This is a genomic window from Sphingomonas sp. DC5200-1 (assembly GCF_049897245.1).
Lineage (GTDB): Bacteria > Pseudomonadota > Alphaproteobacteria > Sphingomonadales > Sphingomonadaceae > Sphingomonas > Sphingomonas aquatilis.
The window spans coordinates 41,500-51,424 of sequence record NZ_JAFCVW010000015.1; the positions used below are offsets into that span (position 1 = coordinate 41,500).

A 9,925-nucleotide genomic window follows, 5' to 3' on the forward strand; every position below is an offset into this window, starting at 1 on the left:
GATGCGCCGAGCGATGGCGTCCAGGCCGTGCGGCGTGCGGCGTGCGGCCAATGCCGTAGTCGAACTGCGCGTGCCCTTCACGCTGACCCGCGCTGCGATCGACGATGTGGAGCGTGGCTCCGAAGATTCCGACTGGCAGCCGCTCAAGGAAGCTGCCCGCACGATCGCCTTTGCCGAAAATCGTGCGATCTTTGATGGCTATGCCGCTGCCGATATCGGCGGCATCCGTCCCGGCGCGAGCAACGAGCCGGTGCCGCTGCCCACGGCCGTCGCCGGATATCCCGCCATCGTCGCCCAAGCCGTCGACCGGTTGCGCCTTGCCGGGGTCGAGGGGCCTTATCGACTGGTGCTGGGCGATGATCCGTTCACCGCGATCAGCGGCGGCAGCGAGGAGGGCTATCCGGTGCTCCAGCACATCAATCGTCTGGTGGATGGCGATATCATCTGGGCGCCGGGCATCACGGGCGGCGTCGTCCTGACAACACGGGGCGGCGATTTCGAACTCGATCTCGGACAGGACTTGTCGATTGGCTATCTCAGCCACACCGCCGAGGTGGTTGAGCTGTACCTGCAAGAGAGCTTCACCTTCCGGCTGCTGACGAGCGAGGCGGCTGTTTCGCTCCCGACAGCGGAAGCGTCGGCGCAGCCGGCGTGAAGGCGTTGCCGGTTGCGCCGCCCCCACGCGGGCCGCAGCGAGGGGTGGGACGATGATAAGTCTCGTCGGTTGGCTCGCCACGATCGCGACGATGATCGCGGCGATGATGACGGCTTCCAACCTGGGCGCGCGCGTGACGGGCTGGGGCTTCGTGGTGTTCAGCATCAGCTCGGTTTGCTGGACCACATTGGGCTACGCCACAGGACAGACAGCCTTGGTTGCCACCAATGGATTCCTGATGCTGACGAACCTCGTCGGTATCTGGCGATGGTTGGGGCAGCAGACCAAATATGAGGATGGCGGCCGATCGGCCGAAACAGCCAGCCAAAGATCCGATACGCCGAACCTGTTCACCGCGACCGGCCTGATCGGCATGGCGGTTGATGACAAGAGCGGGATGAATCTGGGCCGGGTTGTCGAGGCCCTGATCGAATGTTCGACCGGCAGGATAAACTATGTGGTGATCTCGGACGAGCGATATGCCGGTCTTGAAGAGACATTGCGAGCGGTGCCGCTCGAATCCCTCAGGATCGGCTACACGCGCATGACGCTGTTGCTGGACGGCCCGAGCTTCCTGTCACAGCCCGGCCTCAAAAGTCGTGACTGGCCCGCCTTCGCTCCGATCAATCCCTAGCAAGCGATCGCTCAAACCAATTGGAGCGCGCGATCATGATCTTGACCGGGGCCAAGAAAGCGCAGGATCAGGATACGGTGGGCTTCTGGCCGGTAGAGGATGCCATAGCGGCGATAGGAACGGCGACGGATACCGTAGCGCTCATAGCGAGGCACCAGAGGATAGCCCTGGGGCAGATCGGCAAGGCGACGGGCCGCCTCACGCAATTCCTCGACAAAGCTGATGGCTCTCGCGGGATTGTCCTTTTCGATATGTTCGGCGATGTGATCGAGGTCGGCCAGCGCATCCGGCGTCAGGATGACTTTCATTGCGGCTGAGCGCTTGCCCGTGTCCGAATCCTGTCGATGATAGCATCGCAGGCGTCGTCGAGGTCGTGGGTGCGCCCCGCCTCCGCATCGGCAAGGCCGCGTTCGATCGAGGCGTCAAGATCATGCAGCCACCGTTCGACATCCTGCGTCTCACCCTGATCGCGCCGAATGAGATCGCGAACATAATCACTCACGCTGGCATAATGCCCGCTGTCGATGCGGCGCTGGACGTAATCCCGCATGGGGTCTGGAAGGGAGACGTTCATCGAAGCCATAAATCACCTCACTACCATTATGGCAAAAACTGCCATTGGTTTCAAGGCGCCTGCCTCTCTTGTGCAGCCGTTCCCCCTTCGGGTCATCCCACCGGCGAGGGCAAGATCACATAACGCTAAGCGACCTTTGCCTCGCCCACCATAACAATATGTTGGAAAAGCTTGCTGGTGCGTTCCCCGGCAGGGGCGGCCATGGCGGCGGCGATCGCGGCTTGGTTCAAGCGGTGGTGGGTCGGGGCCGTGCCGCCGCCTCCGGATTGCGGCCCAGGACCATGAGCAGGCGGGGCCGAGCCAGGGGCGCCATTATCATCCGCCTCGGCCGCGGCGATCACCCGCAGGCTGTTTATCGGTGCGGTGGGCTCGGGTCGAATGTTCGGCATTTGCGGTGCGGGGATCTTGGTCAGTGCGACCATGGCCTTCTCCGTATAATAGCGGATTTTCTTGCCATAGACGGGCGGGATGCCGAGGCGCAGGACGATCATGTCCTTGAGCTGCCCCCTTCTGAGTGGTCCATCGACTATGACAGTCTGGACCAAGGAAGGGACGACGAATGCCTGCGAAGAAGCACAAGCCCGAAGAGATCATCGGGAAGCTGCGTGAGGTTGAGATCATGCTGGGTCAGGGCGGCACGACCGCTGAGGCTTGCCGGCGGATCGCAGTCAGCGAGCAGACCTACTATCGCTGGCGCAAGGAATATGGGGGCCTGAAGACGGATCAGGCTCGGCGAATGAAGGATCTTGAGAAGGAGAATGCCCGGTTGCGGCGCGCGATCTCGGACCTGACGCTGGACAAGCTCATCTTGCAGGAGGCGGCAAAGGGAAACTTCTGAGCCCCGCACGGCGCCGACGCTGCGTCGATCAGGTGCGGGCTGTGCTGGATGTGTCCGAGCGGCGTGTGTGCCGCGTGCTCGGCCAGCACCGGTCTACGCAGCGCAAGGAACCGTGCGGGGCAGATGACGAGCAATTGCTGACCGAGGATATCATTGCCTTGGCCAGACAGTACGGGCGCTACGGCTATCGGCGGGTGACCGCGCTGCTGCATGCGGCGGGTTGGTCAGTGAACCACAAGCGGGTGGAACGTATCTGGCGACGCGAAGGGCTGAAAGTCCCGCAGAAACAACCCAAGCGCGGGCGGCTGTGGCTGAACGACGGTTCGTGCATCCGGCTGCGACCACAATATCCAGGGCATGTCTGGGCCTATGATTTCGTCGAAGGGCGCACCCATGATGGGCGCAAGTTCCGCATTCTGACCATCATCGACGAGGCCAGCAGGGAATGTCTGGCGCTGGTGGTCGCGCGTCGGCTCAACCATGAGGATGTGCTGGCGGCACTCGCCGAGCTGTTCATCGAGCGCGGTCCACCAGCCCATATCAGGTCCGATAACGGCAGCGAGTTCATCGCGACTGCGGTCCAGAAATGGCTCGGGAAGATCGGCGTGACGACGCTCTACATCGCACCGGGTTCGCCTTGGGAGAACGGCTATAACGAGAGCTTCAACGGCTCGCTGCGCGACGAACTGCTCAATGGCGAAATCTTCTACAGCCTTGCCGAGGCCAAGGTGCTGATCGAGGCATGGCGGCGCCACTACAACACCGTCCGGCCACACAGCAGCCTGGGCTACCGCCCGCCAGCCCCGGAAGCGGCCGCACCGCCATTGCCGATCTCCGGTTCCGCTTCGCTCCACCTCCGACCGGCAATGGCGGTAGAGACGACGATGCACTAACTATCAACCCGGACCACCCGGTGGGGGCTGCTCAGAGCACCGCCCGTTCGGCTGCCCATGCCTGGGCGACCGTCAGTTCCTTCCGCTCGGGATGCCGGTGCATGTCGGCCCAGCGCCGACACTCGGCCTCCAGCCAACCGTTCAGCTCCTCGAGGCTGGTAAATCGCAGGCGTGGCTGGAAGAAGCGGCCGCGCGCGGTCTGTACCTGGTTCTCGACCTGACCCTTCTCCCAGCCCGACGCCGGTGAGCAGGCGGTCGGCTCGACCATGTAATGGTTGGCCATGACCAGGAAGCGCCGGTTGAAGACCCGCTCCTTGCCCGTGAACACGCTCGTCACCGCCGTCTTCATGTTGTCGTAGATGCCGCGCGTCGGCACGCCTCCGAAGAAGGCGGCGTGAACACGCTCTACATCACGCCAGGCTCGCCATGGGAGAACGGCTACAACGAGAGCTTCAATGGCTCGCTGCGTGACGAGCTGCTTAACGGAGAGATCTTCTACAGCCTCGCCGAGGCCAGAGTGCTGATCGAGGCGTGGCGGCGCCACTACAACACCATCCGGCCACATAGCAGCCTGGGCTATCGCCCACCCGCACCAGAAGCGGCGACGCCGCCATTGCCGGCCTCCGGTTCCGCTTCGCTCCACCTGCGCCCGGCAATGGCGGCGGAGACGACAATGCACTAACTATCTACCCGGACCACCCGGTGGGGGCTGCTCACGAAGGCTATTGCGACGCACTCTCAAATCACCTATTGCGTTGGTGAGAGAGATTCGCAAAAGGGTCAACGGTGAGAAATCTTGGTATTGGAACTGCACTCGGCTTCGGGCTGCTCACCGTCCCGGCAATGGCTCAAGACCAGTTCCTGCCGGGCCCCGGCAGCACCTCGCAAACGATCATCGTGACCGGCGTCCGCGACGGCTATCAGATCGATGCGACCAGCACCGCCACGCGCACACCGACCGAGCTCAACGATGTCCCCCAAGCGGTATCGATCATCACGGAAACGCAGATCGACGACCAGGCGATGCGCTCTATTGCCGATGTACTACGCTATGTCCCCGGCGCCGTAATCTCTCAAGGTGAGGGACACCGCGATCAGATCATCCTGCGCGGGAACAGCAGCACCGCGGACTTCTTCGTCGATGGCTTGCGTGACGACGTGCAATATTATCGCGGCCTCTACAATGCAGAGAGGATCGAGGTTTTGAAAGGTCCCAACGCGATGATCTTCGGGCGCGGCGGCGGCGGGGGCGTGATCAACCGCGTCACCAAGCGCCCTGTCGCCAACGCCTTCATCAGCGGCAGCGGTTCGGCGGACACATATGGCGCATGGTATGTCGACGCCGACATCAGTCAGCCACTCAGCGAGTCCGTCTCCACCCGGATGAACGCCGTTTACGAGGAGTTCCGAAACAATCGCGACTTCTATGACGGGCGCCGGGTTGCGATCAACCCGACCGTCGCGCTCTCGCTCGGCGGTGCGACTCGGATCGATCTGGGCTTCGAATATAACAGCGACAAGCGAACGATCGACCGAGGCGTCCCCTCGGCCGTCCAGGGCTCGCTCACGAGCCCATCACGTCCGCTTACCGGCGTCCGCGACACCTTCTTCGGTGTGCCGGGGTTCAACGTCAGCGATTTCGAGGCCAAGGTCCTAAATGGCCGCGTTGAGCACCGCTTCAGCGACAATCTGACCCTGACCAGCCGGATCCTGTACGGTGATTATGACAAGCTCTATCGGAACGCCTTTGCGGTAACCCCGGTCACGCCGCGCGGCGGCGTCCGCAGCGTCGGCCTCGAAGCGTATAGCGATCCCACGACGCGCACGAACCTGCTCAACCAGAACGACCTTGTGTGGACCGTCACCACCGGCCCCGTTCGCCACGTGCTGCTCGCCGGCTTCGAAGTTAGCGACCAGCGCACGCGCAACCAGCGGATCAACGGCTTTTTCGGGGGTGGCGATATCGTCAATGGGGGGCGGCGCGTCTTTGTCGGGTTGGCCGACCCGATCACGGTGCCGCCGGTTACGCTGCGCACCGCCGCCAACACCGGCTACCGGTCGGTCCGCACGAACGCCGACGTCACTGCCTTCTACGTGCAGGACCAGATCTCGATCGGCGACCATGTCGATGTCATCGGCGGCGTTCGCCGCGACCGCTTCACGCTCAACGTCGACGACCTGGTTGCCGCACAGAGCTATAGCCGCACGGACACCCTGTGGTCTCCCCGAGTGGGCGTGGTGCTCAAGCCGGTGCAACCTGTCTCGATATACGCCAGCTATAGCCGGTCCTTCCTGCCGCAGTCGGGGGATCAATTCTCATCACTCGATATCACTAGCGCCGCGCTGGAACCGGAAAGGTTCGACAACTACGAGCTTGGCCTCAAGTGGGATATCCTGCCCACGCTGAACCTGACGGCCGCCATCTACCAGCTCGACCGCACCAACACCCGCGCGGCCGACCCCAACGACGCCGCGCGGACGGTGCTGACGGGTGCTCAGCGCAGTAAGGGGTTCGAACTCGGCCTTAGCGGTGCGATCACAGCACAGTGGCAGATCAGCGCGGGCTATGCGCTGCAGGACGCGACAATTCGCAAAACGACGAGTGTCGCCCCGGCCGGGCGCGAGGTTCCGCTGGTTCCCAAACAGCAGGCTTCGCTGTGGACCCGCTACGACCTCACCCCTCGCCTTGGGGCCGGGGTCGGGGTCTATCACCAGTCGAAGAGCTTCACCTCCATCAGCAATACCGCCATCCTACCCGCCTTCACGCGCGTCGATGCCGCAGCATTCTTCAAGCTCACCCCCCAGATCGAGGCGCAAATCAACGTCGAGAATCTGCTTAACAGCGATTATTTCTCGTCCGCCTACAACGACAACAACATCATGCCCGGCGCGCCGACGACGGTGCGCGCGACGGTTAGAATGAGGTTATAACGGCCAACTTGGTCGGTTGCGAGCATATGAACCTTGCAAAAGTCGGTGAGACGCCGCTGGCCGGTTTAGAAACCAGTCTTCGCCGATGGATCACAGGACTGGCGCATGAACTCCAGGGCATCACCGACGCGGCGCACCGCGTCGTTGTCCCCGACGAATATATCGAGACCCTCGTAGGGCTGCGCGCCCCCTTTGATCTCCACCGACGCCTGGGGCGCGTTGGCCGAGTAAAGCGGTCGGATCGCAACCACCTGATCGAGTTTCACGCTGAGGGCGCTTTTGTCGGCGAGCGTGAGCGTAACGAGGCAACCACCTTTCACTCCTACGCTCGTGATCCTGCTGCTCCGCACGAAACCCGGCCAAGGCTTTGCGACGGCTGTGCCGCGGGTCAGCATGTCCTGGATGAATTTCGAAGCACCCGCCACGGTTCGTGGCGCGGCAGGCACCGCTTGCTGAGCCGCCACGGGCGCGGCGCTGCCGAGCGAAAGTGCGCAGATCAATAGGTGAGGACGAAGGAGCATCAGTGAACTGTAGCCGACCCTAGTCTTGCGTGGCGATAGGGAAAGGCGGTGCGGGCGCCCGATGCCGGGCAGGAAACAACGGCACGCCACCCCTGTGATGGCCGTAGCCGTAATCACCTACGTCGAGCTGAAGAAGGCAATTCGCATAGCTCTCCGTTCCAGGCTGGAAGCCATAACTCGCACACGCCGCCCGATGGCGAGCGGCCATTTCTCGCGGACTGACACAGCCAGAAAGCACGAGCGACGTCGAGATGGCGAGAAGCTTGAAAGCGTCACGCACCATTGTCCTGGTCCAAACACGGGCGGAACCCAAAGGGAAGAGCGCCGCCCTAGGCGCAGAATGAACCAGTCCGCAACAAAAGCCAAATGCCATTGTGGCCGGGACTCGCGATGGGAAAGCGGTCGACAACAACGTCACATTAACCTTCTTCCTTCACGGTGGAAGCCGGACCAACCCCGACGCGAGCATAGATGTCGCTTTTCCTCGATCAGACGTTTGCGAGCACCGGGTTAGCTGCGATCCTATTCGGCATCGTCGGCCTCGGCTGCGTGGTGAGCTGGCCGCTCCTACCCTCGCGCCGGGGAGCGCTCATGGTGCAAGGCACCGGCGCGTGCGCCTTCGCGCTGCACTTCGCGCTGATCGGCGCGCCTACCGCTTCGGCCGCATGCGTTCTTTCCCTGATGCAGCTCACCGTCGCGCTGGTGGTTCGTGACCGGGTTGCCAAGCTCGCGCTCGACGGCGCGACGTTGCTCGCGCTGCTATTGCTTACCGTGGCGACCTGGCATGGGCTCCTATCCGGCCTTGCCGCTTGCGGCGGGGCTGCTTCCTTCATGGCACGGACCCAGCGATCAACGACGCGGATGAAGATGGTCTTTCTCGTGGCCGCCCCCTTCTGGCTGGCCCACAATCTTCTCATTGGCGCACCGTTCGCCTTGGCCGTTGATCTTGTATCTGTCGCAGGCAATCTGCTTGGGCTTTTTGCCTTTTGGAAGCGGAAACAGCGTGGAGCGGACGGGCCACGCAGCCTAAGCTGTCCGACGCAGCTTTCCCCACGTCACGCTTTCCGCTCTGGTCACCTATCCCTCGGCAAACTCGCGATTCCAAAGCGCGCGCGCGCGTTACAGGGAGCCCAAGTCTTCACATGACACAGGCGATATACGCGCCCCCACTCCCGCCGGCGCGTTCGATAGCTCAAGTAGGCGGAAAGCGGAGTTGGAGCGAGCCACGCCCGGCGAACCTTGCCGACGCTAAAGCTTTGGTACGCTTGAAGATCGCCCTCGCTCGCGAAGCGGAACATATGATCTTCGATGTCCGAGATCGAGGGGAACTCCTGCGCCGCACAACTGTGGAGCTGAGCGCCGCCGTAGCCGGCGAACGAGGCATCTTCGTCCTGCAACGCATAGGCGACCTCGTCGGCTACATAGATGTGCGGAGCGTGTGCATCGAAGGCGCTGCCGAATTTGCCTCGTTTAATCTGGCTATCCGGACACGGTGGCAGGGACGTGGGCTCGGAACAAGTCTGGTGAAATCCGCCGAGGAATGGGTACGTCGCCGCAGGATACCTTTCCTGATCTTCCACGTTGCTGTTCGCAACGACCGGGCGTTCGCACTCTACCAACGGCTTGGCTATACCGTGTGCGGAGATGTGGTGGCGGCCAACAAAGAATCGGGCGCTACACGTAGCGGCGTGTGCTCGCAAACAGCCTGATTTCCTGCTCACGCTTTCTGCCACTGGCGGGGAGCGTCCTGCTCGAATTATCTGCCAGTGTGCTCGCCATCACCGGCGCTGCTTGCAAACGGGGCGTTGTGCTCACGCTCCGTGCCAATGGGCTCTCCAAACCCGTAGCCGGCAAGCGCTTTTGCGAAGCAGGTTTCCAGAACAGTTCTGACAAGCGGCGGGCCGCAGAAATGCGTTGTCGTCATGGCCCGCCCGCGAGGTCGTCAGAAAGGAAGGTTTTCGCGAACAGGGCCAGCGCATAATAGGCGATGACACCACGCAAGCGGAAAGGGTGCGATGACCAAAACCGAAATGCTGGAGACGATGAAACGCCTCGACGCCCATGCGAATGCCCTGCTGCTGATCGGTGCTTCCGATATCGATCTGCTCGGCGGCATGTTCGACGTGATGCCGGACTTCAAGGCGCTGCTCGATGCCGGATACGGCGAAGAGATCGAGAGAAACGCCGGTCGCTTCCCCGGCCTGCACCGCTACGCCGTCATGCTCTCAAATATCGCCGAAGGGATCGCGGACGGCTCCATCCGGGTGCCACGCTGACGCCACTCCCGCTGGCAGATAATGTGAGCAGGCGACCATGACTGCGAGCAGCGCCGGATGATGGCGAGCACATTGGCAATTAGCGTGAGCAGACTGCTCCGCCCATTGTCAGATAATCCGAGCAGAAAATCGCTCCGTTTGCGAGCACACGCCGCTACGATTGCAAGCGCCTACATGCATCCATAATCGCTCCCGCGACCGGCACGATGCTGCCGCCAAATCGTTGATGGCCTGACGGAAATTCGAGGGAGAACATCGAATGCGTAGCCTGGTTGCTGTGTTCACGGTCGGGATATTCGCGATCGCGACCCCTGCCGGCGCGCAGGACATGCCCGGCGCAGTCGATCTGGGCGCGCAAGCGCGCACCCAGGTTCAGTCAGCGACTGCTCGTGGCTATGCCGAACGGGGCGGGGCGGCGACCGCGCGAGGTCCGAACGGGGTGCCACTGTCCGCTCGCGCGAAAAGCTATTGCGACAGCTATTCCGTAAGCGTGGCCTGAGGGCCGCCTTGCTCGTTTGGCCGTAGCCGGGATGCTTATCGTCTTTGACGAGGGCGCGGGCGGTGCGGGAAGTTTTCGGTTCTGAGACTGGTCGTACGAGCGCT

Annotated in this window: 12 protein-coding genes and 2 pseudogenes; 9 read left to right on the top strand and 5 right to left on the bottom strand. The window is 62.6% G+C overall.

The window, feature by feature from the left end; genetic code table 11:
- Positions 1-13: 13 nt before the first annotated feature.
- Positions 14-655, top strand: a complete 642-nt coding sequence (locus tag ACP7A3_RS19520) for a family 1 encapsulin nanocompartment shell protein (protein WP_241215470.1) — start codon at positions 14-16, stop codon at positions 653-655.
- Positions 656-707: 52 nt separating this feature from the next.
- Positions 708-1,289, top strand: coding sequence for a PRC-barrel domain-containing protein (locus ACP7A3_RS19525; RefSeq protein WP_062127261.1), 582 nt, complete (start codon positions 708-710; stop codon positions 1,287-1,289).
- A gap of 11 nt (positions 1,290-1,300) precedes the next feature.
- On the opposite strand, the gene ACP7A3_RS19530 is transcribed toward ACP7A3_RS19525, so the two are convergent.
- The 3 genes from ACP7A3_RS19530 to ACP7A3_RS19540 form a co-directional block, all read right to left on the bottom strand.
- Positions 1,301-1,597: a type II toxin-antitoxin system RelE/ParE family toxin gene (locus ACP7A3_RS19530; protein WP_021233331.1), complete on the bottom strand. Its 297-nt coding sequence runs from the start codon at positions 1,595-1,597 to the stop codon at positions 1,301-1,303.
- Complete coding sequence (locus ACP7A3_RS19535) at positions 1,594-1,872, bottom strand: type II toxin-antitoxin system ParD family antitoxin (protein ID WP_021233332.1); 279 nt, start codon at positions 1,870-1,872, stop codon at positions 1,594-1,596. The genes ACP7A3_RS19530 and ACP7A3_RS19535 overlap by 4 nt, the downstream gene beginning before the upstream one ends.
- 116 nt (positions 1,873-1,988) lie before the next feature.
- Positions 1,989-2,354: a hypothetical protein gene (locus tag ACP7A3_RS19540; protein WP_419714715.1), complete on the bottom strand. Its 366-nt coding sequence runs from the start codon at positions 2,352-2,354 to the stop codon at positions 1,989-1,991.
- 68 nt (positions 2,355-2,422) lie between these two features.
- Here ACP7A3_RS19540 and ACP7A3_RS19545 point away from each other — a divergent pair.
- Positions 2,423-3,594 (top strand): IS3 family transposase gene (locus tag ACP7A3_RS19545; protein ID WP_126014090.1). Its coding sequence is split into 2 segments (ribosomal slippage): positions 2,423-2,687 and positions 2,687-3,594, totalling 1,173 coding nucleotides; the frame shifts between segments, so codons are not numbered across the junction.
- Between the two features lie 34 nt (positions 3,595-3,628).
- On the opposite strand, the pseudogene ACP7A3_RS19550 reads toward ACP7A3_RS19545, so the two are convergent.
- A pseudogene (locus ACP7A3_RS19550) lies at positions 3,629-3,985 on the bottom strand (IS21 family transposase); the annotation flags it as partial.
- On the opposite strand from ACP7A3_RS19550, the pseudogene ACP7A3_RS19555 reads away from it, so the two are divergent.
- Positions 3,986-4,276, top strand: a pseudogene (locus tag ACP7A3_RS19555) (integrase core domain-containing protein); the annotation flags it as partial.
- Positions 4,277-4,491: 215 nt separating this feature from the next.
- The gene (locus ACP7A3_RS19560; protein ID WP_426256938.1) at positions 4,492-6,525 is read left to right on the top strand and encodes a TonB-dependent receptor; all 2,034 of its coding nucleotides are present in this window, start codon (positions 4,492-4,494) and stop codon (positions 6,523-6,525) included.
- Between the two features lie 65 nt (positions 6,526-6,590).
- Here ACP7A3_RS19560 and ACP7A3_RS19565 read toward each other — a convergent pair whose 3' ends face one another.
- Positions 6,591-7,046: a hypothetical protein gene (locus ACP7A3_RS19565; RefSeq protein ID WP_037569531.1), complete on the bottom strand. Its 456-nt coding sequence runs from the start codon at positions 7,044-7,046 to the stop codon at positions 6,591-6,593.
- A 471-nt stretch (positions 7,047-7,517) separates the two neighbouring features.
- On the opposite strand from ACP7A3_RS19565, the gene ACP7A3_RS19570 reads away from it, so the two are divergent.
- The 4 genes from ACP7A3_RS19570 (at position 7,518) to ACP7A3_RS19585 (ending at position 9,821) form a co-directional block, all read left to right on the top strand.
- The gene (locus ACP7A3_RS19570) at positions 7,518-8,192 is read left to right on the top strand and encodes a YgjV family protein (RefSeq protein WP_082731248.1); all 675 of its coding nucleotides are present in this window, start codon (positions 7,518-7,520) and stop codon (positions 8,190-8,192) included.
- Positions 8,189-8,755 (top strand): GNAT family N-acetyltransferase, encoded by a 567-nt coding sequence (locus ACP7A3_RS19575; protein WP_082731249.1) that lies wholly within the window; start codon positions 8,189-8,191, stop codon positions 8,753-8,755. Before ACP7A3_RS19570 ends, ACP7A3_RS19575 begins: the two co-directional genes overlap by 4 nt.
- A 306-nt stretch (positions 8,756-9,061) precedes the next feature.
- Positions 9,062-9,322: a hypothetical protein gene (locus ACP7A3_RS19580; protein ID WP_021320008.1), complete on the top strand. Its 261-nt coding sequence runs from the start codon at positions 9,062-9,064 to the stop codon at positions 9,320-9,322.
- Between the two features lie 259 nt (positions 9,323-9,581).
- Complete coding sequence (locus ACP7A3_RS19585; protein WP_426256937.1) at positions 9,582-9,821, top strand: hypothetical protein; 240 nt, start codon at positions 9,582-9,584, stop codon at positions 9,819-9,821.
- The last annotated feature ends 104 nt before the right edge of the window (positions 9,822-9,925 follow it).

Excerpts from the sequence above, each read along its gene's own strand:
- ACP7A3_RS19540 (WP_419714715.1), bottom strand. The coding sequence starts at position 2,354 with ATGATCGTCCTGCGCCTCGGCATCCCGCCCGTCTATGGCAAGAAAATC.
- ACP7A3_RS19580 (WP_021320008.1), top strand. The coding sequence starts at position 9,062 with ATGACCAAAACCGAAATGCTGGAGACGATGAAACGCCTCGACGCCCAT.
- ACP7A3_RS19525 (WP_062127261.1), top strand. The coding sequence starts at position 708 with ATGATAAGTCTCGTCGGTTGGCTCGCCACGATCGCGACGATGATCGCG.
- ACP7A3_RS19565 (WP_037569531.1), bottom strand. The coding sequence starts at position 7,046 with ATGCTCCTTCGTCCTCACCTATTGATCTGCGCACTTTCGCTCGGCAGC.
- ACP7A3_RS19585 (WP_426256937.1), top strand. The coding sequence starts at position 9,582 with ATGCGTAGCCTGGTTGCTGTGTTCACGGTCGGGATATTCGCGATCGCG.
- ACP7A3_RS19530 (WP_021233331.1), bottom strand. The coding sequence starts at position 1,597 with ATGAAAGTCATCCTGACGCCGGATGCGCTGGCCGACCTCGATCACATC.
- ACP7A3_RS19535 (WP_021233332.1), bottom strand. The coding sequence starts at position 1,872 with ATGGCTTCGATGAACGTCTCCCTTCCAGACCCCATGCGGGATTACGTC.
- ACP7A3_RS19570 (WP_082731248.1), top strand. The coding sequence starts at position 7,518 with ATGTCGCTTTTCCTCGATCAGACGTTTGCGAGCACCGGGTTAGCTGCG.
- ACP7A3_RS19575 (WP_082731249.1), top strand. The coding sequence starts at position 8,189 with ATGACACAGGCGATATACGCGCCCCCACTCCCGCCGGCGCGTTCGATA.
- ACP7A3_RS19520 (WP_241215470.1), top strand. The coding sequence starts at position 14 with ATGGCGTCCAGGCCGTGCGGCGTGCGGCGTGCGGCCAATGCCGTAGTC.